The sequence below is a fragment of the Paenibacillus chitinolyticus NBRC 15660 genome, assembly GCF_000739915.1.
In the GTDB taxonomy this organism is placed as follows: domain Bacteria; phylum Bacillota; class Bacilli; order Paenibacillales; family NBRC-103111; genus Paenibacillus_F; species Paenibacillus_F chitinolyticus.
Window position 1 is genome coordinate 182,349 of sequence record NZ_BBJT01000005.1, and the last position, 25,251, is coordinate 207,599.

Here is a 25,251-nt window from a genome sequence, read left to right on the forward strand (position 1 = left end):
TCACGAGGGGATCATTCCTTGCAGATAAGTCCGATTCACCGCTTCGCTTTGTAAAACTCGTGATACAGCTTCATCAGCGCGCGTTTCTCGATGCGTGAAACATAACTCCGTGAGATTCCCAGTTCCTTCGCGATTTCCCGCTGGGTCCGCTCTTCACCGCCGTGCTCCAGCCCGAACCGTCCGACCACCACTTCTTTTTCACGTTCGTCCAAAATATCGAGGTTGCGGTAAATTTTGCTTTTCTCGATCTTGAGCTGCACCTTGTCGACAACGTCATCCGCTTCTGTGCCTAGGATATCTATGAGGGTGATTTCGTTGCCCTCCTTGTCGGTTCCTATCGGATCGTGTAAAGAAACGTCCTTCCGGGTCTTTTTGAGGGAACGCAAGTGCATCAGGATTTCATTTTCTATACATCTTGCCGCGAAAGTCGCCAGCTTGGTCCCTTTGGTCGGGGAAAAGCTCTCGATCGCTTTGATGAGGCCGATCGTTCCGATCGAAATGAGGTCTTCCAGATCCTCGCCGGTGTTGTCAAACTTCTTGACGATATGTGCAACAAGCCGAAGATTATGTTCGATGAGCAAATTGCGGGCGTGGGCATCGCCTTCCGCCATTTTTTGCAGATACTTGCTTTCTTCCGCCTCGGTGAGGGGCTGCGGGAACGCGTTGTTCTTGACGTACGATACCAGCAGTGTCAGTTCTTTGATGAAAAAAGCAATGGCGCTAAACAATCCTGGCAAAGAGGACACCTCCTGCTCCAATTCCCGTACCAACCATGGATTAACGGCTGCGGTCTTCTCATTGTATGAGGGCAGGTGCCTAATTGTGCCTGTACGGGCGGAATTGGTGCGGAGGGATTCGAAGGAATGAATACCGATAAAAAGGTGATCTCATTCCCTTCCTTGTCTATCGGAAGAAGTTGTACGGGAACTCGCCGGCTGTAGCTGACCGAAGATGCATCAGGTTCTCGATATTTATGCACTGAGCGCGGTTAGTTGGAATATCGTTTTTTCACCTTTTTTCGACAAAATAACACCATTTCCCGTATTGGAAAAATATGCTTAAATGAGGTTTGTACCTATTTTTAGAATGGAGATAGAAGATGAAAAAGAAAATTATCATGCTTGTTGCTGCGTTTAGTGTGTTCGCAGGGGTCGTATCTGCATCAAGCATTAATGGAGTTTACAAAGGAAATGCCATCGTCAAGGTCACGGTTAACGGCAATGAAGTCAAAAGCGAAGTACCTGGGATCAATTTGGACGGAACCACCATGCTTCCTGTGAGAGCCGTTTCTGAGGCACTGGGAGCAGAAGTGAAGTGGGATCAGAATACTTATACGGCGGAAATAGAAGCATCGCCGACTTTTAAAAGCCTGGATGAGATAGCAAGGCATTTAAAGAACTACAATATTCATTCGGTTGATTACCATACGGATGGATCCGGCCACACGGAATTCATTGCTATTTATGAGGGTGTATTCTTTATGGGGAATGAAAATGAATATAATGAGACAGTCAAGGAAATAGCCAAGCAAGCAATCACTCTGGGAACTACTGATTTTATTTTCGCTGATATGCTCAATCAATCCGTAGAAGGAACAACCGACAATGCTCGAGCTTTTTATAACGGTAAACTAACGGAAACTCAGTTTTTCGATACCCTGATTAGAGAGGATATAGAAGAAGAGAGCGAGCTAGATTCATAAACCAAGTATTAAAAAAAGGGGCCCTCGATTGAGGCCCCTTTCTTCTATATTCTTACAAACGATTCCGTTGCTTTGAACGAATTTTTAATTTTCTTTAAACAGATTCACTATACTTTTTAAAATTATCTAGAATCGCCTGCCATCCTGCTTTCTGCATCTCAACGGAATTGGCGGCTTCCGCTTCAAAAGCTTCAATTACCTTGGTGTTATTTTCTTGACCAATAAACGTGATCGTAACGTTTCTTCCGTCTCCAAGCGTGTAAGAAATCAATTCGTTTATTCTGATTTCATCATATTCTCCACCGAATTCAAATCCAAAACTTCCATCTTTCGCTTCCATCCTTGTGAGAAATTTTCCGCCAACCCTTAAATCGTTTTCGGCTTTCGGGGCATGCCAGTCATCAGAAGCAAAAGACCATTTCGTTATATGCTGTGGTTCTGTCCAATATTCCCACACTTTTTCAACGGGAGCATGAACTGTGGCTTCTACCGTTATTGTTACTTTATCGCCGGTTTCCATTCTAATTACCGCCCCACTCTATTAGATTTGTACTATCGATAATTATACCACTGTGCAAACGGGAAACGATAGTTCAAAAAACACCCAATATTACCGATGATTCATATGAAAAACAGATTAAAAACTCCCACTATAAAAAGAGAGCCCCCGCCCTCATCCCTTCGACGTTTTCGGAGTCGGTTTCGGCGTGGAAGGCGGCGAAGGTGTAGACGGTTTGGTCGCCGGCGTCGGAGTCGGTTTGGCGGTGGCGGTCTCCGGCTTGGATGTCGGCTTCGGCGTCGGTTTCTGCGTTGCCGCGGGTTTCGGCGAAGCGGAAGCCGCAGGCTTAGGCGATGGAGATGCGGTCGGTTTGGGCGATAGCGTGGTTCCCGGTTTTGCCGTTGGCGACGCCGTCGGTTTTGACGTGTTCGTTGCCGTCGGTTTTGGCGTGTTAGATGCCCCGGGTTTAATCGTCGGCGATACGGACGGTGCAGGCGATATTTTTGCCGTCGGCTTGGGTGTCACGGTTGGCCTAGGCGTCACGGTCGGCTTTGCCGTCTTATACGGTACGATGACCGTGGTGTCCGTATCGGCATCGTCTTCCCGGTTTTCGTCGGTAGATGAGCCGCCCTGCTGCGTCTGCGTTCCCTGCTCAGGCGTGACAACGGGGGTCTGGTCCGCAGACGGCACTTTGGCACCGGCTGGCGTCGACAACGGCACGTTTAAGGGCTTCTCGGGTCCCGCATTTACCGCGCCCACGATCATCAGCACGAAACAGGCCCCGGACCCCATAAAAATATTTTTGGCTTTTCCGTTTTTCCGGATAACGGCGACAACGGCCCATACGAACAAAGCCACACAACCGAGTAAACTTAACATGCCAATCGAATTCCACATAAAAAGTTACAGCCTCCCGTGTAGTTTCAAGACTTTTAGTATAGCAGAATCCGGTTCGTTTTAGAGGGAAAATTTTGCACTTTTTCCCTATTCTTTTCGCACGCCGGAAAATAAAAAAGAAGCCTCTGACGGCTTCTCTGTTCAGCTTATCGCTTCGATGGATATCGGTGTGACGCTCCAAGTTCTCCCGAAGCCGTTTACTAATCCAATTCTGCTCTTGAAAATAAATCATTTATTACAGCATCATCTTCACAGGCTTTTTTAAAGTCTACAATAAATTCTTTTAAGCTTTCAGGATTTGAAGAATAGGCACAAAACATTCCTGCTTCAGGATCAAACCTCACATATTCTGCCAGATGCGGTTTTCTTTCATCTAAAAAAACTCGTGCTAAAGATCCCCAATCATAACCATTTCCCTCAAAGCCTTCATCTTCTCTTGTTTCAAAAATTTCCGGTTTATAGCTTCCTGCGTTCAAACATACAGAAAAACTACTTTTATGGGCTACCCAGAAGAAGGGTTTAATAGTTTCTTCAAAATTATTAGTGTCCATATTGTTCTAACTCCTTGAAAAGTTCATCGCCATTTTCTTTTATACCCTCTCTATATTTAGCAGGTATTTTGCTTTCACAACGTGCAAACCAATCATTAAAAACCTGTTTCCATTCTTGTATTTTTCTTTTTTCTAACAACAAATTAGCATCTGTCGTATATTTACGAGAAATCATTACCAATAAATCGATATTTGCTAGAAGTGGTTGAGCAATATTATCATTTTTTTTCATCCAATCAGTTACGCTCTCAATTGTCGAAATAGAAAATTTAATATAATCTACTCCAACATATTGTGCCAATTCATTTCCTTCTGGTGCCGTACTGAATATTTTTATTTTAAAACACTTCCTCCTAGGAGTTGAAAAACTGAGCGTCTTGGTTGTCCAGATGCTCGGTCGGCTTATACACGCTTGTCAATCCGTCTGCAAGGTTTCGCTGCTACTTCCTGTGTTTTCTTTGCATATAATTTCGACAGGATGAGCTCAAACCCCTTGTTGTAACGCGGTTTTTAGCGATTTTTCGAGCATTCAGCAAACCCTAATTAACTCTTGATTTTATTAATGATATCCTGATAATATTGTTTACCGTATTCATTGTTAGACTCTTCTACTTTTTTATTAAAATATTGTATGGCCTCAGTTTTATAGTGTTCCGGAATTTTTTCTAAATACAAATCCATTATAGTTTCAAAAGAACTTTCGGCTACTTTTTTGGGTGACATTTTTTTAATATTCATAAAATATTCCCACTTTTTATCGTAACTTTCAAAATTCTTCAATCTAGGCAGGAATATTGCGACATAAGGTCCTATCTTACTTTTATCAGAATTTTCCAGCATGAACTCGTAAATTTCCTTACTTTCCGGAAGATCATACCTCTGAATCATATTCCCAATTGCTGAAACAAGCAGAACTACAAGTTTAGTATTATCCTTATGCTTATTATAGATATCAAGAAGGGTTTTAGAAAACTTTGGATCATTAAATAAATCTTGATAATAAATTGAAACCTCTAACCTGGGCATTTTCTCAAACTCTTTTACAGCAAGAAACAGCTCTTCATCACTCAATTTACGCCAATCAGACATTTTCTCTTTTAATAGGCTGATATTTTCAATATTTTTTTTAGTGTCCATATCGTTCTATCATCACCATTTTCCTTTATACACCTTCTGCGTTATTACTCGAAGCCTTACTTTGATAGGAACCATAACCCTTCGGCAATTTCTCGCAATTTTTTTTCAAAAGCCCCGTCCAATCCTCAGACCCCAAATACCTTCTTGACAGGCCCGATCCAACAAACACTATAGGCATCGTGTCAAATTGTTGTAGTTAATTCTGACAACACACATTATTAAACAAGCATTAAGCACGCTGCAAATCGTGCAGATTCCGCGCTATCTCCCCGATCTTCCCGCGCATCGCCAGCTTCTCCCGCCACGGCTCGGGTATGCCGCCATAGCCGTAGTAAGCCCCGGCAATCTGCCCGTAAACGGCTCCGGTCGTATCCGCATCGTCGCCCAGATTAACGGCCAGAAGCGCCCCTTCCTCAAAACTTGAGGACTTGTCGAAAGCCCACAAAGCCGCTTCCAGCGACTGGACGACATAGCCGGAGCCCTTGATCGCCGGCGGCTCCTTGCGCCGGTAAGACCCGCCGAGGATCTCGGCGAGTCCGCCGGACAGCTCCAGCCCCGCCGCTGCCGTCCATTCGCGGTAAGCATCCGGCGCAAGAAGCTCCGCCTTGCTCCAGCCGTGCAGGCCCGCGAGAAGGTAGCAGGCGAGCAGCCCGCACGCCTGCAGGCACTCCGCCGTGCCGTGCGTCGTGCGGGAGCTCTGCACCGCGAAGCCGACGGCCGCTGCCGGATCGGCGGCATAGAACATCGGCACGGGAGCCAGCCTCATAATGGAGCCGTTGCCGGCGGAATACGGGTCGAGCGAGCCGCAGAAGGGCTCTCCGGTACGCTCGAAGAGCAGCAGCGCTTCTCTCGTCGCGTTTCCGATGTCGAAGCACGTGCCCGTGCTGCTCATGTATCCTTCTCTGAACCAGCTTACATACCGGTTCATCTGATCAACGGGATCGAAGCCACCCGCTGCCAGCAGACTTTCGGCCAGACACAGCGCCATGGACGTATCGTCGGTCCACTGGCCCGGTTTCAGGCCGAACACGCCGCCGCCGACCATGTCCCGAAGGGGTTCGAACGTCCCCGGTCTGCTGAACTCCACCGCCGTCCCTAGCGCATCGCCCGCGGCGAGACCGGCTAGGCAGCCGTGAAATCGATCCAGGCTAAGTTCCATAACGTTTCAGCCTCCCAGCTTAGTTGTATGTATAAAAATTCTTCAGCGGGCGGCCGATCTCCTTTCTCCGCTTTAAAACAAGCCGGCTGTGTACTGCGGCACATCACACCAGTTCCGTTGCAGGTGCCCGCCGTCTTGCGGCGCATCGCGCGCAGTTCCGGTGCGGGTAACCGCCAGCATACGGCGCCACACAGCGCGTTCGGGAGCTGCGCGCAGTGCCACGGTGAGAGGTCCGCATGACGATGCTCATTCACAGCCTCGTCCCTTCCTTGATTCTCTGCACCTTCCCCCTGGCTTCCGCACGTATATAAAAAAGACACGCCCGGCAGTCCGGACGTGTCTGTGATGCACCATACGAGCCTACGGCACGCGGTAAGGCACTATATTACAGTGGTTCACCATGCGAGAGGTGTACTACTTTCATCCCCTGTAGGCAGAGACGGTTCCATGCCCTAGACGAACATGTATTGAAACAGGACTTCCATCCGGCTCACAACCTCTAAGTACGTTTGCGGCTGAGCTTCAGCTCCTGCATCATTTTCTTGCCCGTCGGCGTCTGGGCCAAACCGCCCTTGGCCGTTTCCCTGTACTTCTCCGGCATAGCGGACCCGGCCTCGTACATCACCTGGATGACTTCGTCGGACGGAATCGCGCTGCGCACGCCGGCAAGGGCCATGTCCGCGGCGGCCAGCGCATTGACGGCGCCGAAGCCGTTGCGGACGATGCACGGAATCTCCACGAGGCCGCCGACGGGATCGCAGATGAGCCCGAGCGTGTTTTTCAGCGCCAAGCCGACGGCGTGCACCGCCTGCGCCGGCGTTCCGCCGCGCAGCTCGACCATCGCACCCGCCGCCATGCCGATGGCGGAACCGACCTCGGCCTGGCAGCCTCCCTCGGCGCCGGACACGAACGAGTTGTTCGCGATGATGTAGCCGATGGCGCCGGCGCTGAACAGGCCCATCACGAGGTGTTCGTCATCCCAGCCGAACCGCTGCTGGGCGCTGACGAACACGCCGGGGATTATGCCGCAGGAGCCTGCGGTCGGTGTCGCGATGACGCGTCCCATGGACGCGTTCACTTCGGACACCGCAAGCGCGTAGGCCATCGCCCGGCACGCTTCCTCGCCCACGGACGGAACGGAACCGGACATGTAACTCATGACGCGCTGGGCGTCCATGCCGGTCAGTCCGCTGCGGGACGTCGTATCCTCAGTGAGACCTTTTTGCACCGCTTCCTTCATGATCTTGTAGTAAGCGGCCATCTTGCCGAATTCCTGCTCCGTGCTGCGGCCGGATTCTTTCGCCTGTTCCTCCAGCATAAACTCGGAAATCGATTTGTTCTCGGCCGTGCAAATATCCGCCAGTTCTTTAAGCGTCCGAAATCTCATGATTGCCCTCTTTCCTTCAGATCCACGATCTTCACTCCGTCTACCTCGCTCAGCCGCAAAATCTCTCCGATCAGCTCATCCGTAATCACGGAATCCGCTTCAATCACCGTCATGGCATCGCCGTCGCGGCCTTTGCGGTCCAGATCCATATACCCGATATTGACATTGTGTTTCTGCAAAATAGCGGTAATATCGGCGATCATTCCGGGCCGGTCATGATGAGAAACGACCAGCGTCGGGAATTCTCCCGTGAATTTGAGATCGAATTGGTTAACCCCGAGAATTTCGATGTTGCCTCCGCCTATCGATGCGCCGACCATGCTCAATTCCTGGCCGCCGGCATAGAGAACGATTTTCGCTGTATTCGGATGAACGGTCAGCCCTTTGCTCGTATGAAAAACGATTTCGACTCCCGCCGCTTCCGCATCCTCCAGTGAATCCGGAATCCGGCTGTTGTCCGTCTCATAGTCGAGCAGGCCGCCGACAATCGCCAAATCTGTCCCGTGGCCGCGGTACGTATCGGCAAAAGACCCGTAGAAAGTCAGCTCGGCTTTGTCCGGCTGCTGACCGAATAGCTGCCTGGCCACCCGCCCGAGACGGATAGCTCCGGCCGTATGGGAGCTCGATGGGCCGATCATCGAAGGACCGATAATCGAAAAAACATCTTTGAACCGCACCCAGTATTCCTCCCTGTCCTAATCATTTTAGCAGGGCGGCAGCGTTTACACGCTTTTCCGCTCGGCCGGGCTGATCCCTTCAATTAATTGACCAGCACCTAATTCCTATTCTATTGCGATTCTCGTCTCTATTCAACTGCCGGATCTTGTAACGGGCCGCACATTTTCAAAGCGGAGTTTAGCTGTCGGCAGAACGGATGGCGGAACTATCGGCAGACTGCCGGAAGAACGCGCCATAAAGGGCGGAATGAGATAAAACGGCCAACAACAGCTAACGGAAACTTGGCCTGGATGCGCCCGCATACTCACGAACTCCATAAACGCGATTAGTCCGCAAGCCACTCACTGAGGTTCGCTTTCACGAACTCGTCGTCGTTCAAATGAGGATAATCCCGGTAAACGCGGTCGATTTCCTCCATTTGTCCCAGAGAGAGTTCTTCGCTCGGGTTGAGGCACCAGCGGCCCTGCAAAAGCCCCTGCCTGCGCAGCACTTCGTGGATGCCCGGAATACAGCCCTCGAAATGATGAGCCGGGTCGAAAAACGCCGCGTTCGCGTCTGTCACCTCAAGGTTCCGCGTCAGCCATTCCGCCGGAATATCGCGGTTGTCTCTGATTTTTTTGACCGCTTCCAGCAGCTCCACCGCTTTATGCGTCCAGACGGCCCAGTGCCCCAGCAAGCCGCCGACGATTTTTTTCTCTACCGTCTGCCCGTTCACCTGAAACCGGTAATTCGTCAGCAAATCCGTGACAATGCTGTCGTCGTTGCCCGTATACAGCGCAATTTCGTCCCTGCGCTCCGAGCAGCAGACCGCCCGTACGACGTCAATCGTCTGGTAGCGGTTGAACGGCGCCATTTTGATCGCCACGACGCCCGGAATGTCCGCGAACTGCCTCCAGAAATCGAAGCTGAAAATTCGTCCGCCGACCGAAGGCTGGAGGTAAAATCCGAACACCGGAATAAACTCGGCGACAGCGCGGGTCCGCTCCAGAACTTGAGCTTCGTCGTATCCTGTTAAGCCGCCCATGCTCAGCAATCCGATATCATAGCCGAGCTTTACGGCCAGCTCCGCTTCCCGGACCGCCTGCTCTGTGGGGCCGCAGATTCCCGCGATTTTGAAAAAAGGACGCCGGAGGTCCGCTCTTTCCACTTCCTCCGCCGCAAGCCGCAAAACCGGCTCCAGCAGTCCGACCTCCTCGTCGCGGATCTCGAACTGGGTGGAATGGACGCCGACGGCGATTCCGCCGGCTCCCGATGCGATATAGTAGCGGGTCAGCGCCCGCTGGTGCTTTTCATCGAACTGCCTATTCTCGTCGAGCGCGAGAGGATGGGCCGGAATCGCCACACCGTCATGCAGCGCGGCCAGCATGTCGGGGCTTAAGTTTTTTCGGGCTGCCATGATCAGAATTTCCCCTCTCTCTCCTGAAAATGGGTCGGTTTGTTCCACGTATGGCCGTCCGCCTCCACCCACTCCGCAATCCAGTCGATCATTTGCAGAACGGACACTTTCGGATAGCCGAACGTCCGGCTTGCCTTCGACGAATTGCTCAGCAGCGCCGTATCCGACTCGCGTCCTTCGAAGATCGGCTCCACGCCGAGCCTGCTGCCGAATTCATTTGCGACCCAGCGAAGCGAAAGCGTCTCGGGCCCCGTGACGTTAAACACCGCAGGAGGCGTGCTGCAATGATTCAGACAGCGGATAGCGATTTCGTTCGCGTCTCCCTGCCAGATCACGTTCGCGTGCCCCATCGTAATGTCGATCGGCTTGCCCGCTTTGACGGATTTGGCGATTTCAAGCAGCACTCCATAGCGCATATCAATGGCGTAATTCAACCGGTAGATCGCCATCGGAATGTTATATTTGTGCGAAAAGTACGTGAACACCCGCTCCCGTCCCAGACTGGACTGACCGTATTCCCCGACGGATGCGGGTGGTGTGCTCTCCGTGGCGCCCCCTTGGTGAACCGGTGTGATCGGATAAACGTTCCCCGTTGAAAACACGACGATTCTCGAATCCCGGTATTTCTCGGCTACGCGTCCCGGCAAATACGAATTCATCGCCCAGGTAAAATGCTCGTTGCCTGTCGTTCCGAATTTATTGCCCGCCATGTAGATGATATTTTTCACGTCCGGCAGTCCCCGGAGCTGTTCGTCGTCAAGAAGGTCCACTGCAAACGTCTTGACCCCGTCTCCCTCAAGCTCTTCCCGCAAGCCGCCGGATGAGAACCGGGAAGCCCCGTATACTTTTTTGTCCACGCCCGCATCTTTAATGGCGTTCATCGCCAGCCTAGCCAAGCTCGGCCCCATCTTACCCCCGATCCCGAGGAGCATAATATCCCCCTCCAGATTGGCCATATCGTTGATAAGCGCCTCAGAAGGCTTCGCCAGTTTCGCTTCCAGTTCTTGAACGGTTTTCATACAGGTCTCCCTTTCTGCTTCCCAAGATAGTTCCAGTATTTCATGCCGGATTATATAAAGACAAGGTCTTTAAATTGTCTTATTAATACGATAATTTGTCTCTAAATCGGATACACGGGAAGCTCATCTTAAGGAAGTCGAATAAGACTATTAACAATAATTAATTTCATAACTTATTAAGTTATCGCAAAAATTCCGATCTTTTTTCTATTTATTCGCCGCTGTGGTTCTCCTGCTTGAACGCATGAATTAGAGACAACCATCTCTAATCAGTCTAAATATGCGCAGCAATTGAGAAAACAACGCCTTCTCTCGACTGAATCTCTTGCTCTTCGACAGCCCTCCCGCTTCTGCACACAGAACCTGCTCACGGTCATGTCCTACGTTCCCGCTCCCCTCTCATGTCCCTTGCAGGAGAGGAGCGGTGCACAAGGGCGGCCTCCGTTTTTCTCCCTGCCCTGACCGCAACCGCTATAGCGCATGAAGCTTCGGCCACCGACGATAATATATTCTGCTGACAGCAAAAAAGCCCTCCGGCGTATAACCGGGGGCTTTGCCTTGTCCTCTTTTTCCCTTGCATCCTTACGCCGAAGACGGCTCCCGCGCGATAAAGTACCGCAGGAAGAACAGCGGATAGATCATTAAATACAAGTTGAAGGCCCACCAGGCCGCGTCGAAATCCCCCCTGAATCCCCAGAATGCGATCGCCTGCAGACCCGAGCAGAACGTCAGGACCAGAGAAATGAGCGCCCAATTGCGCCATGCCGCCCTTTTATTCCTTTGAAGATAGATACTGAGCAGCCCCGTAAACGAAATAAGAAGATCCAGAGGAAAGAAGGACCAGTTCCACGCGACGATGACGGGATTGTCGTAATCTTTGAACAACGCGCTATCCGGGAGCAGATGGAAAAACGTAACCAGCCAGTACACGATAAATCCGATGTCCGTAACGAAAAAAAACGGCTTCAGCCCTTTCATGATACAACCTCCGTGACGAAAACTTTTGGGAATCTCATTCATAATTCCGAGCGGTTAAGGAAACCTATACAAAATATAACAAGTTACTGGAGGCCTAGACAAATGAAATTTTTCCGCAAAGGCGGCATCGCTCTGACCGCCGTATTCGCCTGTACCCTGCTGCTCGGCGGGTGCGGCAAAACCGCTACCCCCGCGCCCGCGCCATCTCCTTCGCCCTCGCCCGGAGCCGCCACTCCTGCCGCAGGAGCGGGCACACTGGACGCGATCAAATCCGCCGGAAAAATCCGCATCGGCACGGAAGGCACCTACGCCCCTTTCACATTCCACGATAAATCCGGCAAACTGACGGGATTCGACGTGGAACTCGCGGAAGAAGTGGCGAAAAGACTCGGCGTCCAGGCGGAGTTTCAGGAAACGAACTGGAACGGCATGCTCGCCGGGCTGGATGCCAAACGTTTCGATCTCGTAGCCAACGAGGTGTCCATCCGCGAAGACCGCAAAGAAAAGTATGATTTCTCCGATCCGTACATCATCTCCAAAGCGGTTCTTATCGTGCGCGAAGACAACAAGGACATTACGAAACTCGCGGACCTGAAAGGCAAAAAATCCGGGCAGTCCCTCACCAGCAACCTCGCGGATATCGCCAAGAAGAACGGAGCGGAGATCGTCGCGATCGAAGGGTTCAATCAGGCGATCGAGCTGCTCATTTCCAAACGGATCGATGCGACCATCAACGACAACCTGTCCTACCTCGATTTCAAAAAGCAGAAGCCCGATGCGCCGATCAAGGTCGTCGCGGAAACGACGGAAGCATCCCAGAGCGCTTTCCTCTTTAATAAAAACAACAACGATCTGGCTAAAGCCGTCAACGAAGCGCTGGCTTCCATGAAAAAGGACGGCACTTACCTGAGCATTTCGAACAAATGGTTCGGAACGGACGTGTCCAAGTAACAAGCACATGACGAAACGGGGTTGAAATCGTATGTCCGAGCGCAGCGAACGGCTGCTTCACATTTTTATGGAATCGCTTTGGCCGATGCTGAAAGCGGGACTGCAGTACACGGTCACCTTGACGCTGATCTCCTTTGCGCTCGGTCTGGTCCTCGCGTTCGGAACAGCCTTGGCGAGGCTTTCGCGCTGGAGCCTCTTGGCGGGGATCGCGGCTTTTTATGTTTGGATCATCCGGGGGACCCCGCTTCTCGTGCAGTTGTTCATCATCTATTACGGCCTGCCCAGCCTGGGCTGGACCATTGATGCGTTCCCGGCCGCCGTGCTGGCTTTTACGCTGAGTGTGGGCGCCTATAACTCCGAAGTCATCCGCGCCGCCATTTTGTCCATTTCACGGGGACAGTGGGAGGCCGCCTACTCCATCGGGATGACCCGAAGACAGGCTCTGCGCCGGATTGTTCTGCCCCAGGCCGCACGGGTTTCGGTCCCCCCTTTGTCCAATTCCTTCATCTCTCTGGTGAAGGACACGTCGCTTGCGGCTACGATTACGCTGACGGAGCTGTTCCAGATTGCCCAGCAGAGGACGGCGATGTATTATGAGCCCATGCTGCTCTACTGCGAGGCGGCTCTTCTGTATTTGCTGTTCAGCACGGTACTCACGTATGCCCAGCGGCGGCTGGAACGGCGCTTCGACCGTTACGCCGCCAGATAGGAGGCTCTTATGATCGAACTCTCCCACCTGAAAAAACAGTTTCAGTCCCAGGAAGTCCTTCGCGGCATCAGCCTGAACGTCGCCCGCGGCGAGACCGTCGTCGTCATCGGACCCTCGGGCTCCGGCAAAACGACGCTCCTCCGCTGCATCAATCTCTTGGAAGTGCCGGACGCCGGAACGCTTCGGATCGGCGATGCCGGGCTGGACTTTACCGGCGGCAGGAAGCCATCTTCCCAGGACATCCTGACCCTGCGCAGGCAGACGGGCATGGTGTTCCAGTCGTACGAGCTGTTCCCCCACATGACCGCGCTGGCCAATGTCATGGAGGGGCCCGTCACGGTACAGGGGAAGCGGGCCGCCGAGGCGCGGGACAGGGCGCAAGAACTGCTCGCCAAGGTCGGGCTTGGCGATAAAGCCGGGCTGTACCCCCACCAGTTGTCCGGGGGCCAGCAGCAGCGTGTCGGGATCGCCCGCGCCATGGCGATGAACCCGCTCGTTCTGCTGTTCGACGAGCCGACCTCGGCGCTTGATCCGGAGCTCGTGGGAGATGTCCTTGAGGTCATCCGGCAGCTCGCGCGCGAAGGAATGACAATGGTCATCGTCACCCACGAGATGAAGTTCGCCCGCGACGTCGCCGACCGCATCGTGTTCGTGGACGGCGGGGTCATCGTCGAGGAAGGCTCTCCGGCGCAGGTGCTGGACTCGCCGTCCCAAGAGAGGACCCGGCGCTTTCTGCACCGAATTTCCGGAGGCTAGCCCTCGCTGTTTTTTGATCGGAGCATGGGGTGAGGAGTATAATGGAACGAGCAGCGTACATAAATTTGTCGGAAAGGCGGGATTTTCCATGAAATTGTTCGAACCGTTTACTATCGGGAACGTTACCCTTCCCAACCGGATCGTCATGTCGCCGATGTGCATGTATTCCTGCGAAAACCGGGACGGCAAAGTGACCGACTGGCACCGGACCCATTACGCTTCCAGAGCGGTCGGGGGCACCGGCCTGCTCATCCTGGAAGCCTCCGCCGTGACGGAGCAGGGCCGCATCTCTCCGCAGGATCTGGGCATCTGGAGCGACGGCCACATCGAGGGGCTGCGCGAGCTGGTCGGGCTGATCCGCAGCCACGGATCGAAGGCGGGCATCCAGATCGCGCACGCCGGACGCAAAGCGGAGCTGGACGGGCCGATCGCCGCTCCGTCCGCCATCCCTTTTCCCGGCGGCAAGACGCCGGAAGAAATGACGGCGGCGCAGATTTCCGAGACCGTCAGGGCATTTGCCGACGCGGCCAAGAGAGCGAAAGCCGCCGGATTCGACGTGATTGAAATTCACGGCGCTCACGGCTACCTCATCAACGAATTCCTCTCGCCCCTCTCCAATCACCGGACGGATGAATACGGGGGAAGCAGGCAGAACCGCTACCGTTTCCTGCAAGAGATCATCAACGCCGTTAGAGAACAGTGGGACGGCCCGCTCTTCGTCCGCGTCTCGGCGGATGAGTACGACCCGAACGGGAACAGCATACAAGACTACGCGTTCTTCGCCTCCCTCATGAAGGAGCAGGGCGTCGATCTCATCGACTGCTCCTCCGGCGGCGTCGTTCCCGCCAAGATCGACGTCTACCCGGGCTACCAGGTATCCCTGGCCGACCAGATCAAGAACACGGCCGTCATTCCGACAGGGGCGGTGGGCCTTATTACGGGCGGCAAGCAGGCCGAGGATATTCTGGAGCGCGGACAGGCCGATCTCATCTTCATCGGCCGCGAGCTGCTGAGAGATCCGTACTGGCCCCGCACGGCAGCGCGAGAGCTCGGATTCGAGCCCGCGTTTGCCCCGAAGCAGTACACGCGCGCCTGGTAACGCGGCTTAAGCCGGCCGGCACCGGACTCATGAAGAGTCCGTGTGCCGGGCCGGCTTTTTTGCGTACGGACGCATCTGCGCCTACTCTTCTGGCACGCCCACCGCACCTATCGTGCTGCACATACACCACCTGCACGCCTACGAACGCCTGCCGCTGCGCATACGCTACCTTCCCACATATAGACGCTTGCCGACGCACTACGCTCCCAGCACGCATACCGCGCCTGCCGCTGCGCTAAGCTGCCTGCATGTCTACCGACGCCCGTGTCTTGCAGCGCCAGCAGCCCCTCCCGGCTCCCCGAACTACCGCAGCACTGCGCAGGTGAAGCCATAAAAAAAGCCCCCGCCTGACGGCAGGGACGTGACGAATAAGTTTAGGGAAGCACAATGTCGGCCCGGTACAAGCTCTGATTCCACTTGACCTCCGCCCCGATCTTCTCGGCCGTGAAACGCAAAGGAACATACAAATAATTATCCAGCAGCTGCGGCGCCGCAGGCACCCAGTAATCCGTGCCGTTGACGCGGATATAATAACTGCCGACGGTCATGACCATCTCGACGTCCCCCTTCTTCAAGGTCAGGGAATGCGCCGCGTTGTCCCACTTGTACTCGGTATTCATCGCGTTCAGCAAAGGGCGCATGGGGACCATCGTCGTCTCACCGCCGATAAACCCTTTGAAGCCCGCGGACAACTGGCCGTTCACCGCAACCTGCACCTGCGGGGTCGCGTGTCTCTTCACCACAAGCGCGTTGCTCAGAGCCCGTCCGGGGGCCGTCAGCATGCTTCCGTTGGCGTACAGCCCCGAGCTGGCCCCGCCGTCCATGTTCATGGCATCGGTCAAGCCCATCGAAAGCGCAATCTGTGCGAGATCGTTCATCGTTGCGCCGTTAACCGTCCCCATGACGAGTCTGCCCTGGGCATCCGCGCCCACAAAGCTGCGCATAGCGGCCTGCTTCGTGATTTTCGGATCGGTGAAGCCGTCCCGGGCAGGGTCGATATCCACCTTGCCTCCGGTCACGAGCTTGGGTCCGACCCCCGTGGCGCTCTGCCACAGCTCCGCTCCTTGAACGCGCTGGCCGTTCTCCGTCACTTCCAGCTTCGTTTTGACGGTATCGCCCACATGGAGGTGAGGAAGCAGGTTGTTCTTGTTGTTCGAGCTGTTTCCGATCAGACAAACGTACCCGTCGTACGGTACGTACACGGCATCGCCGGTAATGGCCGTGATGACGCCGTCCCGCACCACCACTTTCGTCGTTCCGCTCTTGCTGACGGCGGCTTTGTATTCGGGCGTAAACCAGACGACCTGGTCCGGCTGGGAATCGCCGTAATCTTTATTGGTCCCCCATGGAGAAAACGTATAATCCTTGCCCCCGTGAGTCGCCGTAATCGTGTAGGACATTTTCAGCTTCCGGATATCCACCGTCTTGTCCGCATCGACAATCAGGGACTGGTTCTCCCCGGAATGCAGCAGCTCCCCGTCTTTCAGCATAAGGCCGTTCGGATAACGGATCGAAGCGTCTTTTTCATACGCATTGAAAAAAGTCCCGTTCACCGCGGCGACCGCCCCCGTCCTGGCAATCATGGACGAGAAGCTCTCATCGTACCCGATGCCGCGCGAGGCCGTAACGGGCACCACCTCGAGATAAGGGTCCGTCACATCGACGCGCACCCATTTGACGGAGAAGCTCTTCCCGCCCGCGTTTATTTGCCTGCTGCCGCTTGTGACCGCATCGTCGGCAAGAGCTTGGCGGGCAGGGCCCGCCGCGAACAGGATGCCGCCGATCAGCAGCGCGGCCGCTCCCATACGCAAAGCTCCCTTGGCTCCGGCGTACATCGCTTTTGTCCCGGGACCCTTTCGGCCGCCGCCTTCATTCAAAACCTCCGCTCCTGCCACATCCGATTGCGCTTTCCGCTTGCCGGCGCCTTCCGTTAAACTCCCCCGTTTACCCAACCGGGAAAAAGCGTATCCTGCTATATCCAGACCGCGTCTCATGCTGTCATGTCTCCTTTGACTTTGTAATCCGGCTCCGTCCGGTTCAACCGTCGAACCGCGTTTCGCACCTGTCGAAAGAAATTCGCTGCCCGCCCCGCCGGATTCCTTCCTGAATCAGTCCTTCTCTTCTCGAAAAAGCCGTTTATGCCCTTTTTTCCGCAAAAGGCGCCAGTACTTTTCCGATCGGCTCCCGGATAATACAGGAAGCGTGCGAATCGTATGGAGTCGGGTCCAGGTTGATCAGGGCCAGACGGCCTCCGCGGAACCGGCCTACCATGCCTGCGGCAGGTTGAACCGTCAGCGAGGTGCCGCCGACGATCAGCAAATCGGCCGCGGCGATTTGAGCCGCCGCTTCGCCCAGCACATGCGCATCCAGCCCTTCCTCGTAGAGGACGACGTCCGGCTTGATGATGCCTCCGCACTCCGTGCAGCGGGGCACCGTCTCGATGCTTTCCATGACCGCTTCCAGTCCGTAGCCTTCGCCACAGGAGAGGCATTTGTTCCGGAGCACGGAGCCGTGCAGCTCCAGAACGCACTTGCTTCCGGCAAGCTGATGGAGTCCGTCGATATTCTGCGTGATGACGGCGGTAAGCCTGCCGCTGCGCTCCAGCTCCGCAAGCGCCAGATGGGCCGGATTCGGCCTGGCCGCCGGGTGAAGCATCTCGCCCCTATAGAAGGCGTAGAACTTCTCCGGCTCACGGATAAAAAAGCTGCGGCTCAGCATCACTTCCGGCGGATAGTCGTACTCCGCCCCGCTGTTGTACAAGCCGCTTGAAGAGCGGAAATCGGGAATCCCGCTTTCCGTGGAAGTACCCGCACCGCCGAAGAACACGATGCGCTCGCTTTCAGCGATCAAACGGCGGAGATTCTCCGTATGGGTTTCAAACGATGGCAGATCGCTCATTTTGAGCCCTCCCTGAATTGGAATAAGTAGAAGCCCGGCCTTTAGCCGGCCCGGAATTTTTAAAAAGGTTCCTCCTCATTGTACCTTATTTCAGGAACCTTTCAGAAAGCGATTGCAAATATTAGGTAAAAGGAGAGGAATTCCGGTAAAGCCGGGCGAATAAGTGTGTACAAGAAAAAATCCGATTTAAACCAGCACTAACATTTTTTAACCCGTGAAAAGGAAGGTGCCTCATGTCTCAAACGAACCCGGTCACACCGGCGCCCCTCCCTGCGAAAGGACGCAAGCTTTTTCTGTCCAGGCCCGTTCTCTCCTGGGGATTAAACGATGTGGCCAACACGATTTTCTCCTCCAACATCGTCACGTTGTTCTTCCCGTTTTACTTGACCCAGGTGATCGGCGGCGATGCGCGGATGGACCAGGTGGCCAGCACGTTCATTACGTATTCCAACGCCCTCTCGGGCCTGCTCATCGTTCTGCTCAGTCCGCTGTACGGCGTCTGGATGGACCGTACCGGCCGCAAGAAAAGCCTTATGGTCCCGTTTACGCTGCTCGCGATAGGATTTACGCTGCTCATGGCATTATCCGCCAACTGGTACAGCAGCGCCTCGTTTTTGGGGCTTCCCCTTGCCGTGGCGGGCGTCCTGTTCTTTTTCGTCATCGCCAAATTCTTTTTCAGCTCGTCGGTCGTGTTCTATGACGCGATGATTTCCGATCTGGGAAATTCCAGGGAAATTCCTCTCATCTCGGGGTTCGGCGTCGCGCTCGGCTATATCGGTACCCTGATCGGGCTCTCCGTGTATCCGCTGGCAAGCGGGCAGCAGTATGAGCAGACCTTCCTGCCCAGCGCGCTGCTTTATCTGCTTTTTGCGCTGCCGCTTATCCTCTTCTACAAAGAGGCGGCTCCCGCACCCCGTTCCGGCGTGCAGACCGGATTTTTAAGCGGCTATAAGGAAATTGCGGCAACTTTCAAAGAAATGAAGAAATACCGGCCTATTTTTCTTTTCATGGTGGCCTACTTCTTTTTCAACGATGCCCTGCAGACCGCCATCTCCGTGATGGCCGTGTACGCCAAAACCGTGGTCGGCTTTTCAACTGTCAGATTCCTCGTCTTGTATCTCGTGGCGACCGTTTCGAGCATATTCGGTTCCTTCGTCTTCGGTTACCTGACCCGGAAATACGGGGCCAAGCGCGCGGTCGTCTATGTCGCCCTGCTGCTGATCGTCGCCATCGGCCTGGGAACGACAGCCGTCAACGAGCCTATGTTCTGGGCGGCCGGCGTCATCTACGGGATTTCCATGGGCTCCATGTGGGTGACCTCGCGTACCTTGATCGTGGAGCTCTCGCCCGCGGACAAACGCGGCCAGTTCTTCGGCCTCTTCGCCTTCTCCGGCAAAGTGTCCTCGATTGTGGGGCCCCTCCTATACGGGACGATTACCTTCCTGCTCCAGGATCAGGGCACCTTGGCCAGCCGGGTCGCGCTCGGTTCCCTTCTGGTTATGGTCGTCATCGGCCTCATTGTGCACAAGCGCATTCCGGAGCAGCACGAAACGGTTTGAACGGTAGAAGGCCCGGCCGTCTCTCCGTACGACTTTCACCCCGCATGCAAAAAGCAGCCCCGTATCCGAAGGACGAAGCACTCGTCCCCCGGTACGGGGCTTTTGATCAATCAGCCGAAATTGAAGTTTTCAATCATTTTCATTTTCATTTCCCACGTCTTGGTGCTGAGATCGACCGCATACTTCTCCGGGTTCAGCTTGCGGAGATATTCCGGCCAGAACTGGTCGAGCTGCTTCCGGTGATGAGCCCTCATTTCTTCCAAGGAAGGCACCTCGTATACCTGCTTGCCGTCTTCAAAGACGGGTTTCAGCAGCTTGACCGCCTTATACTCGTCCACATATTTATAAATATACGGATGAACGGGATCGAAAAGCTTGATCTTCCTGCCTTCCTGGACGTCCGTCTCGTCATGCAGCACAATGTAATCGGCGATAGCTTTGCCCGTATCGGAGCCGATAATCCGGTAGACATCCTTCCAGCCCGGCGTGGATACTTTCTCTGGATTGCCGGAGATCTTGATCTTCGGCACCATGACGCCGTTTTCCTCGATCGCCACTAGCTTGTAGACGCCGCCGAGCGAAGGCTGGTCAGCCGCGGTAATCAGTTGGGTGCCCACTCCCCACGTGTCGATCCGGGCTCCCTGCGCCTTCAGATTCAAAATCGTGTTCTCGTCGAGGTCGTTGGACGCCACGATTTTCACGTACTCCAGCCCCGCTTCGTCGAGCATTTTGCGGGCTTTGATGGACAGATAAGCCAAATCTCCGCTGTCCAGACGGATCGCCTGCATCCGTTTCCCCTGCTCTTCCATCTTTTTCGCCGTTTGGATCGCATGCGGCACGCCGCTTTTCAGGGTATGGTACGTGTCCACAAGCAGCGTCACCTGGTTCGGCAGCGCCTCGGCGAATGTATCGAACGCTTCCTGCTCCGTAGCGTGTCCCTGCACCCAGGAATGGGCGTGGGTCCCTTTGGAAGGGATGCCGAACATCATGCCGGCCAGCACGTTCGAGGTGGCGTCGAAGCCGGCGATATAAGAGGCCCGCGCTCCCCATACCGCGGCGTCCGCTTCCTGGGCCCGGCGCGTGCCGAATTCCAGGAACGTATCGTCCGGAGACACATTCTTGATGCGGGAAGCTTTCGTCGCGATCAGCGTCTGGTAGTTGATGAAATTCAGCAGCGCCGTTTCGATCAGTTGGGTTTCGAAAATCGTGCCTTCCACCCGTACGAGCGGCTCGTTCGCGAAAACGAGCGTTCCTTCCTCCATCGCGTAGATCGACCCGCCGAAGCGGAACGCTTTTAATTCTTCCAGAAACCCTTCGTCGTAATTCTCTTCCTGCTCGCTCAAATAGCGCAGAGCCGGCTCGTCGAACTTAAGACGGTGCACATAGTCGATGAGACGCTGCAGACCTGCAAAGACCGCGTATCCGTTCCCGAAAGGAAGCTTCCGGAAGAACGCTTCGAATACCGCTTTCTGGCGGTGGGAACCGTTCTTCCAGTGGGCGTACATCATGTTGATCTGATACTTATCCGTATGTAAGGTTAAATTCGGTATGCTGCTCATGAATTCGTCTCACCTGTTCCTGACAATGTAGTAGTCCTGCTGTTAGACCGGTTCGCTGCCTCTCACGACTTGAGCGCCCAGCGAAGTACGGAAATGGTTTAGGGCAAACGTGTGCCCGTCCGGGTTAAAGCTGGCCACGGCATCCTCGTGGACGATCAGCCCGAAAGCCTTGTTATACGCATCCACGGCCGTATGCAGGACGCAAATATCCGTGCAGACGCCGGCCAGGTGAACTTCCTCCATTCCACGCGCACGCAGCTGCAGCTCCAGATCCGTACCGCAGAACGCGCTGTACCGCGTTTTATCCAGCCACAAGATCTGGCCTTCCTTTTCCCGGTAAAGGGTGTTTAAACGGCCGTACAGCTCGCGTCCGCTCGTGCCCTCTATATTGTGAGGGGGAAACAGCTTCGTTTCCGGATGAAAAGGCTCGTTCAAACGATGGAAATCGACGGCCATGACGACAAAGCCGCCCTCTTCCAGAAATTCCTCCGAGAGCGCCGTAATTCTCTCCTCTATGGCAATGGCGGGATCCCCTACCGGAAGCTTGCCTTCGACAAAATCATACGTATAATCAATCACGATCAAAGCTTTCATAACCCGATAACCCCTTCCCCGAATCTTAGGCTTAAAAGTTTGTAACGATCATATCACTCCGACCCTCTAAAATCAAACGGGCTCCGCCCTTTCCAGACAACAAAAAAGACCGCTGCACCAGACATGCGGCAGTCCTGATTCTATTATCCTTCGCTGCCTTCTTTTTTGGGCTGTTTTCCCTTAAGCAGCTCCGAATTTCTGTTCCAGATCCACCTCTATCGTAAAAGAGTATTTTACAGATGATCTTGAATCAATTCGGCAAGCAGACCGACCATGTAGGAGGAGCCTTTGCTCAGATCTGCCGGATGAATGCGGAGCCGGAGGAGCGTTTCATCCGCGTCCACAGCCTCCGCGATAAAGCCCGCTAAGCCTCTTGCTTTGCGATCGATCTGCATCAGCAGTTCCAGACCTTCCGTCGCCGGCAGGAAGCTGATTTCCAGCTCATCCAGCTCTCCGCGGAAACGGCTGGCCGGGACGAATTCGAATTCCTGCAGCAGGCCGATCCGTCCGCCGAACCTCGGCGACTGCTTCACCTCCGCCTCCCGGAGCCGGAAGCCGAGCCGGTCCGCGGCATCGAATACGACCTGCATCTCCGGGGAGGGGATCACTTCAACCCGGTCGGAATCGCTCGGGTCGATTGCGCTGGCAATATCGAGCCCCGTTGAGAACCAGACGGGAGTATGCCCCAGCGTAAGCGGCGTATGTTCGGCCAGCCTGAACCGGAACGGCACCTCCATCTCTTCGTTCGGTCCGAGCGTGAACGGGTCCGAAACGAGGTGTTTGGCAATTTCTCTCGTTTCTTTCACACGGCTGTTATTGACTTCACGTTTGTATTCGGTGACCAACGAAATATAAATTTCCTCGATGCGTTGTTCGACCTGGCCGCCGCGGATGTGAACGACACCTTCGACCTCTTCACCCGGGTAATAGGCATTCTTGCTGAGGCGTGTATCCACTTGAGCGGCGCCAAAACCGATACTGGCCAGCATCCGTTGGAAAAACGTCATTCTTCATCCTCCTGAACCTGCTAAAAAATAGAAATCTTTTGAGGAAATTATACACGATTTAAACAATCGTGTCTTCGGAACAATTCGGGCCGCACGCAAAAAAGGCTCCTTGCGAAAGGAGCCGGAGCCTGCGGAAAAGCCGATTTCACTTGTTTTTTTACTGAAATCTCGGACCTTCTACCCTGTTTCGGGACCTTCCTTCTTTTAACAGTAGGACGAAAGCCTCTATCAGATGGAAAGGAACAGGTCATTTTTATTGTTTTTTGGAAGAATAATGTGCATGAAAGTGTAATGATAAACGCGCAATTGCGTAATCAATTTGCGCTGACGAAACGATTTGAATCTTTTATTATAGGATTGTACCCACGTTTACCATTTTATTCATAAAGGATGAATGTCATGTTAAAAAAATCAGCTGTAGAGCTGCTTAGTGATTATCAGCTGCTTGATTGTTTCGTACAAGCCCTACAAATGAAGTTGGGTGCCGAATTTCTTCAACAACTTGCCTCCGAGATTAGACGCCGCAATTTATATTAATCGGCGGCTTGCCGGCCTCGTTTATTTTATACCGGGCCGATACACCGCAGAATCTATCGTTTGACTGATTAAGGCTCCCTGTCTCTGCCAATTGTCGGAAGCGGAACGAAGCAGCGCAATCGTACTGCTTATTTCCTTCATATAGTGAATATCCTGAATATCTGCAGCCAATTGATACAAGGTATTGAGGCTTCCGGTTGCCTGTTCTTTACCGATTGTTCCATTCCGGATATTCGATAATGTCCTTTCTTTTTCATTGGTAATAAATTTGCGTATGCCGGCCAACCTATTCGATCCCATACCTCTCCTCCTTAATAACGAAAAATGACGAGCGCCGGGTCTTCGGCTTAAGCGAAGACCATTATCACTATATGCGCCGAGATTCACATTTCATACGTTAATGGAGCGGCTGCGGAACAAGAGAAAATTGCCGTTTTACAAGTACATATTTGAAAAAAATACCCAATAAAAACGTACGGCAAAAAAAAGCCCTGCAAGCTAACGGAAGTTAACTTACGGGGCTTTTCGGTTATTCGCCGGTTAGCTCCGGGAAGAAGCAGACCAGCCGTACGCGTATTCAGGCGTTACGGTAACGGGGAGCTTGCCGCCAGCCGGGAACTGGCCGGTCAATACCCCGGCAACCGCGTTCATGGCATGAGGACGGTTTTCGTAGCTCGCCAGGAAAGTTTTCACTTCCGGAAACTCTTTCAAGTCAAACGGATTGCGTCCGGCCACAACGACGAGCTTGCTGTCTCTGGCCGCCAGTTCTTTTACGATACGCACCTGATTGGGCGAAAAGCTTGCATTATAGGTGACCACGATGACCTGGTCGTAACCTTGACTTGCCTTCAGTACACGCTCCACTTCTTCTTCCGAAGGATTCGTGTGGATTCTTTCTTCCGTTACCTCATGAACGGTTTCCGCCAGGAAAGCTCCGAGTGTTTCCTTCTGCTCCACCACTTCGTCGATTTGCGTCCATTCCCGGACTTCCGTCCAGATGACGAACGTTCTTTTGTCATTCGCAAGCGGAAGCTGACCTTCGTCCTTAACAAGCGTTACGCTTTTCTTATAGGTTTCGCGCACAAGCTCGATATGCTCAGGGGACCCCACAGACGAGATATCGCCAGCCGTATTGCCCACCGTAATGTTCAGGCCGCGTTTCAAAGCGAGGATGCGGTCCACCGACTCGTTGATCCGTTCTTCGCTGATGCGGCCGGATTCCACCGCTTCCACGAGACGTTCAATCGTTTGAACCTGGGTATCGTAAGTATGGCTGACCAGCAGCAAATCGGTGCCCGCTTCCACCGCCATTACCGCTCCTTCAGCCGTCCCGTAATGGTCTGCGATCGCTTTCATCTCCAGACAGTCTGTCACGATGACGCCATTGTAACCGAGCTCACCGCGCAGCAAATCGGTCAGTACCCGCTTGGACAAAGTCGAAGGCAGGCCATCGGGCTCCAGCGCCGGAAAAATAACGTGTGCCGACATCAGTACTTCGGCTCCTTCTTGAATCGCCTTTACGAACGGAGCGAACTCCAGTTCCCGCAGACGCTCCAGGTCGTGGGGAATCATGGGCAGCGCATGATGGGAGTCCGAGTGCGTGTCCCCGTGCCCCGGGAAATGCTTGATCGTCGGAGCCACGCCCGCCGCCTGGTAGCCCTTCACAGCCGCAGCTCCCAGTTCGCCGACGATTTCCGCGGTTTCGCCGAAAGAACGGACACCGATCACCGGGTTCATCGGATTGTTGTTGATGTCGAGGCACGGCGCGAAGTTTAGATTGATGCCCATCGCGCGCAGTTCCACACCGCTGATCCGCGCTGTTTCATAAGCCGCCTGGGCGTCTCTTGTCGCCCCGATTGCCATGCTGCCCGGCATACAGGCGATGCCCTCGTGGATACGGGCAACCATGCCGCCTTCCTGGTCGATGCTGATCAGAAGGGGGCCTCCCGCCGAGTCCTTGGCAAACACTTGCAGCTCGTGATTGAGCTCGCTCACCTGCTTCGGATTGTCCAAATTGCGGCGGAACAGGATAACGCCGCCGATCTCGTGCTTCTGAATCAAGTCGATAATTTTCTTGTTGGGTTTCATCGCCGAGTCGAACTCATTCGATGTGGAAAAACCGCACATCATCATTTGTCCGATTTTTTGCCGGAGGCTCATTTCTGACCGTTGTTTCATT

The 25,251-nt window shown here is 53.9% G+C and carries 27 protein-coding genes; 7 read left to right on the top strand and 20 right to left on the bottom strand.

Translation table 11 applies throughout. From position 1 onward, the window contains the following. Positions 1–35 precede the first annotated feature (35 nt). Positions 36–737, bottom strand: coding sequence for an RNA polymerase sporulation sigma factor SigK (gene sigK / locus PCH01S_RS14095; protein WP_009673339.1), 702 nt, complete (start codon positions 735–737; stop codon positions 36–38). Positions 738–1,099: 362 nt separating this feature from the next. Between sigK and PCH01S_RS14100 the strand changes: the two genes are divergently transcribed. Beyond that, positions 1,100–1,702 (top strand): copper amine oxidase N-terminal domain-containing protein, encoded by a 603-nt coding sequence (locus PCH01S_RS14100; RefSeq protein WP_042230285.1) that lies wholly within the window; start codon positions 1,100–1,102, stop codon positions 1,700–1,702. 94 nt (positions 1,703–1,796) lie between these two features. Here the strand turns inward: PCH01S_RS14100 and PCH01S_RS14105 are convergent, their stop codons facing one another. The 12 genes from PCH01S_RS14105 to PCH01S_RS14155 form a co-directional block, all read right to left on the bottom strand. Next, on the bottom strand, positions 1,797–2,222 hold the full coding sequence (locus PCH01S_RS14105; RefSeq protein WP_042230286.1) for an SRPBCC family protein: 426 nt from the start codon (positions 2,220–2,222) through the stop codon (positions 1,797–1,799). A gap of 153 nt (positions 2,223–2,375) precedes the next feature. Further along, positions 2,376–3,098 (bottom strand): hypothetical protein, encoded by a 723-nt coding sequence (locus PCH01S_RS29790; RefSeq protein WP_084706601.1) that lies wholly within the window; start codon positions 3,096–3,098, stop codon positions 2,376–2,378. Positions 3,099–3,298: 200 nt separating this feature from the next. Further along, positions 3,299–3,649, bottom strand: coding sequence for an immunity 51 family protein (locus tag PCH01S_RS14115; protein ID WP_042230287.1), 351 nt, complete (start codon positions 3,647–3,649; stop codon positions 3,299–3,301). Continuing rightward, the gene (locus PCH01S_RS14120) at positions 3,639–3,950 is read right to left on the bottom strand and encodes a hypothetical protein (RefSeq protein ID WP_241688725.1); all 312 of its coding nucleotides are present in this window, start codon (positions 3,948–3,950) and stop codon (positions 3,639–3,641) included. Before PCH01S_RS14120 ends, PCH01S_RS14115 begins: the two co-directional genes overlap by 11 nt. A gap of 242 nt (positions 3,951–4,192) precedes the next feature. Continuing rightward, the gene (locus tag PCH01S_RS14125; protein WP_042230291.1) at positions 4,193–4,786 is read right to left on the bottom strand and encodes a hypothetical protein; all 594 of its coding nucleotides are present in this window, start codon (positions 4,784–4,786) and stop codon (positions 4,193–4,195) included. 229 nt (positions 4,787–5,015) lie between these two features. Then, positions 5,016–5,945: an ADP-ribosylglycohydrolase family protein gene (locus PCH01S_RS14130; protein WP_042230293.1), complete on the bottom strand. Its 930-nt coding sequence runs from the start codon at positions 5,943–5,945 to the stop codon at positions 5,016–5,018. Next, positions 5,909–6,199 (bottom strand): hypothetical protein, encoded by a 291-nt coding sequence (locus tag PCH01S_RS30450; protein ID WP_129112531.1) that lies wholly within the window; start codon positions 6,197–6,199, stop codon positions 5,909–5,911. Before PCH01S_RS30450 ends, PCH01S_RS14130 begins: the two co-directional genes overlap by 37 nt. Before the next feature lie 245 nt (positions 6,200–6,444). Then, entirely contained in the window at positions 6,445–7,332 is an 888-nt protein-coding gene (sdaAA, locus tag PCH01S_RS14135; protein WP_042230295.1) for an L-serine ammonia-lyase, iron-sulfur-dependent, subunit alpha, read from the bottom strand. After that, positions 7,329–8,009: an L-serine ammonia-lyase, iron-sulfur-dependent subunit beta gene (gene sdaAB, locus PCH01S_RS14140; RefSeq protein WP_042230297.1), complete on the bottom strand. Its 681-nt coding sequence runs from the start codon at positions 8,007–8,009 to the stop codon at positions 7,329–7,331. The genes sdaAA and sdaAB overlap by 4 nt, the downstream gene beginning before the upstream one ends. A gap of 326 nt (positions 8,010–8,335) precedes the next feature. Beyond that, a complete protein-coding gene (locus PCH01S_RS14145; protein ID WP_042230299.1) occupies positions 8,336–9,406 on the bottom strand; it encodes a dihydrodipicolinate synthase family protein in 1,071 nt (356 codons plus the stop codon). A 2-nt stretch (positions 9,407–9,408) separates the two neighbouring features. Beyond that, on the bottom strand, positions 9,409–10,425 hold the full coding sequence (locus PCH01S_RS14150; protein WP_042230302.1) for an NAD-dependent epimerase/dehydratase family protein: 1,017 nt from the start codon (positions 10,423–10,425) through the stop codon (positions 9,409–9,411). Between the two features lie 582 nt (positions 10,426–11,007). After that, positions 11,008–11,403, bottom strand: a complete 396-nt coding sequence (locus tag PCH01S_RS14155; protein ID WP_174446815.1) for a YvaD family protein — start codon at positions 11,401–11,403, stop codon at positions 11,008–11,010. 102 nt (positions 11,404–11,505) lie between these two features. Between PCH01S_RS14155 and PCH01S_RS14160 the strand changes: the two genes are divergently transcribed. The 4 genes from PCH01S_RS14160 to namA all read left to right on the top strand — a co-directional run bounded on the left by PCH01S_RS14160 (position 11,506) and on the right by namA (position 14,918). Beyond that, a complete protein-coding gene (locus PCH01S_RS14160; RefSeq protein ID WP_042230303.1) occupies positions 11,506–12,354 on the top strand; it encodes an amino acid ABC transporter substrate-binding protein in 849 nt (282 codons plus the stop codon). Positions 12,355–12,385: 31 nt separating this feature from the next. Next, entirely contained in the window at positions 12,386–13,063 is a 678-nt protein-coding gene (locus tag PCH01S_RS14165) for an amino acid ABC transporter permease (protein WP_042230304.1), read from the top strand. A 9-nt stretch (positions 13,064–13,072) separates the two neighbouring features. Then, positions 13,073–13,819 carry an amino acid ABC transporter ATP-binding protein gene (locus PCH01S_RS14170; RefSeq protein ID WP_042230305.1) on the top strand — a complete coding sequence of 249 codons (747 nt, stop codon included), beginning with the start codon at positions 13,073–13,075 and terminating at the stop codon, positions 13,817–13,819. Between the two features lie 88 nt (positions 13,820–13,907). Beyond that, positions 13,908–14,918: an NADPH dehydrogenase NamA gene (gene namA / locus PCH01S_RS14175; RefSeq protein ID WP_042230683.1), complete on the top strand. Its 1,011-nt coding sequence runs from the start codon at positions 13,908–13,910 to the stop codon at positions 14,916–14,918. A gap of 374 nt (positions 14,919–15,292) precedes the next feature. On the opposite strand, the gene PCH01S_RS29315 is transcribed toward namA, so the two are convergent. Continuing rightward, on the bottom strand, positions 15,293–16,912 hold the full coding sequence (locus PCH01S_RS29315) for a phosphodiester glycosidase family protein (protein ID WP_053228713.1): 1,620 nt from the start codon (positions 16,910–16,912) through the stop codon (positions 15,293–15,295). A gap of 142 nt (positions 16,913–17,054) precedes the next feature. Continuing rightward, entirely contained in the window at positions 17,055–17,816 is a 762-nt protein-coding gene (locus tag PCH01S_RS14185; protein WP_042230306.1) for an NAD-dependent protein deacylase, read from the bottom strand. A gap of 233 nt (positions 17,817–18,049) precedes the next feature. Between PCH01S_RS14185 and PCH01S_RS14190 the strand changes: the two genes are divergently transcribed. Beyond that, the gene (locus tag PCH01S_RS14190; RefSeq protein WP_042230307.1) at positions 18,050–19,375 is read left to right on the top strand and encodes an MFS transporter; all 1,326 of its coding nucleotides are present in this window, start codon (positions 18,050–18,052) and stop codon (positions 19,373–19,375) included. 110 nt (positions 19,376–19,485) lie between these two features. Here the strand turns inward: PCH01S_RS14190 and PCH01S_RS14195 are convergent, their stop codons facing one another. From PCH01S_RS14195 to PCH01S_RS14205, 3 genes are all read right to left on the bottom strand, one after another. Further along, positions 19,486–20,934, bottom strand: coding sequence for a nicotinate phosphoribosyltransferase (locus tag PCH01S_RS14195; RefSeq protein ID WP_042230309.1), 1,449 nt, complete (start codon positions 20,932–20,934; stop codon positions 19,486–19,488). A gap of 42 nt (positions 20,935–20,976) precedes the next feature. Then, complete coding sequence (locus PCH01S_RS14200; RefSeq protein WP_042230310.1) at positions 20,977–21,528, bottom strand: cysteine hydrolase family protein; 552 nt, start codon at positions 21,526–21,528, stop codon at positions 20,977–20,979. 233 nt (positions 21,529–21,761) lie between these two features. Then, positions 21,762–22,535, bottom strand: a complete 774-nt coding sequence (locus tag PCH01S_RS14205; protein ID WP_042230312.1) for a sporulation protein — start codon at positions 22,533–22,535, stop codon at positions 21,762–21,764. Between the two features lie 399 nt (positions 22,536–22,934). Between PCH01S_RS14205 and sda the strand changes: the two genes are divergently transcribed. After that, positions 22,935–23,072, top strand: a complete 138-nt coding sequence (gene sda, locus PCH01S_RS31745; protein ID WP_009673311.1) for a sporulation histidine kinase inhibitor Sda — start codon at positions 22,935–22,937, stop codon at positions 23,070–23,072. A 21-nt stretch (positions 23,073–23,093) separates the two neighbouring features. On the opposite strand, the gene PCH01S_RS14210 is transcribed toward sda, so the two are convergent. Together PCH01S_RS14210 and nagZ are read right to left on the bottom strand one after the other, a co-directional pair. Continuing rightward, positions 23,094–23,372, bottom strand: coding sequence for a hypothetical protein (locus PCH01S_RS14210; protein WP_042230314.1), 279 nt, complete (start codon positions 23,370–23,372; stop codon positions 23,094–23,096). Positions 23,373–23,612: 240 nt separating this feature from the next. Then, a complete protein-coding gene (gene nagZ, locus PCH01S_RS14215; protein ID WP_042230316.1) occupies positions 23,613–25,250 on the bottom strand; it encodes a beta-N-acetylhexosaminidase in 1,638 nt (545 codons plus the stop codon). Between the last annotated feature and the right edge of the window lies 1 nt (position 25,251).

Coding starts and splice junctions, on each gene's coding strand:
- PCH01S_RS14150 (WP_042230302.1), bottom strand. CDS start 10,425: ATGAAAACCGTTCAAGAACTGGAAGCGAAACTGGCGAAGCCTTCTGAG.
- PCH01S_RS14155 (WP_174446815.1), bottom strand. CDS start 11,403: ATGAAAGGGCTGAAGCCGTTTTTTTTCGTTACGGACATCGGATTTATC.
- PCH01S_RS14130 (WP_042230293.1), bottom strand. CDS start 5,945: ATGGAACTTAGCCTGGATCGATTTCACGGCTGCCTAGCCGGTCTCGCC.
- PCH01S_RS14160 (WP_042230303.1), top strand. CDS start 11,506: ATGAAATTTTTCCGCAAAGGCGGCATCGCTCTGACCGCCGTATTCGCC.
- PCH01S_RS14170 (WP_042230305.1), top strand. CDS start 13,073: ATGATCGAACTCTCCCACCTGAAAAAACAGTTTCAGTCCCAGGAAGTC.
- namA (WP_042230683.1), top strand. CDS start 13,908: ATGAAATTGTTCGAACCGTTTACTATCGGGAACGTTACCCTTCCCAAC.
- sda (WP_009673311.1), top strand. CDS start 22,935: ATGTTAAAAAAATCAGCTGTAGAGCTGCTTAGTGATTATCAGCTGCTT.
- PCH01S_RS14200 (WP_042230310.1), bottom strand. CDS start 21,528: ATGAAAGCTTTGATCGTGATTGATTATACGTATGATTTTGTCGAAGGC.
- PCH01S_RS14190 (WP_042230307.1), top strand. CDS start 18,050: ATGTCTCAAACGAACCCGGTCACACCGGCGCCCCTCCCTGCGAAAGGA.
- PCH01S_RS14115 (WP_042230287.1), bottom strand. CDS start 3,649: ATGGACACTAATAATTTTGAAGAAACTATTAAACCCTTCTTCTGGGTA.
- PCH01S_RS14185 (WP_042230306.1), bottom strand. CDS start 17,816: ATGAGCGATCTGCCATCGTTTGAAACCCATACGGAGAATCTCCGCCGT.
- PCH01S_RS14195 (WP_042230309.1), bottom strand. CDS start 20,934: ATGAGCAGCATACCGAATTTAACCTTACATACGGATAAGTATCAGATC.
- PCH01S_RS14205 (WP_042230312.1), bottom strand. CDS start 22,535: ATGACGTTTTTCCAACGGATGCTGGCCAGTATCGGTTTTGGCGCCGCT.
- nagZ (WP_042230316.1), bottom strand. CDS start 25,250: ATGAAACAACGGTCAGAAATGAGCCTCCGGCAAAAAATCGGACAAATG.
- sdaAA (WP_042230295.1), bottom strand. CDS start 7,332: ATGAGATTTCGGACGCTTAAAGAACTGGCGGATATTTGCACGGCCGAG.
- PCH01S_RS14125 (WP_042230291.1), bottom strand. CDS start 4,786: ATGGACACTAAAAAAAATATTGAAAATATCAGCCTATTAAAAGAGAAA.
- PCH01S_RS29790 (WP_084706601.1), bottom strand. CDS start 3,098: ATGTGGAATTCGATTGGCATGTTAAGTTTACTCGGTTGTGTGGCTTTG.
- PCH01S_RS14210 (WP_042230314.1), bottom strand. CDS start 23,372: ATGGGATCGAATAGGTTGGCCGGCATACGCAAATTTATTACCAATGAA.
- PCH01S_RS14105 (WP_042230286.1), bottom strand. CDS start 2,222: ATGGAAACCGGCGATAAAGTAACAATAACGGTAGAAGCCACAGTTCAT.
- PCH01S_RS14165 (WP_042230304.1), top strand. CDS start 12,386: ATGTCCGAGCGCAGCGAACGGCTGCTTCACATTTTTATGGAATCGCTT.
- PCH01S_RS14100 (WP_042230285.1), top strand. CDS start 1,100: ATGAAAAAGAAAATTATCATGCTTGTTGCTGCGTTTAGTGTGTTCGCA.
- PCH01S_RS29315 (WP_053228713.1), bottom strand. CDS start 16,912: ATGAGACGCGGTCTGGATATAGCAGGATACGCTTTTTCCCGGTTGGGT.
- PCH01S_RS14145 (WP_042230299.1), bottom strand. CDS start 9,406: ATGGCAGCCCGAAAAAACTTAAGCCCCGACATGCTGGCCGCGCTGCAT.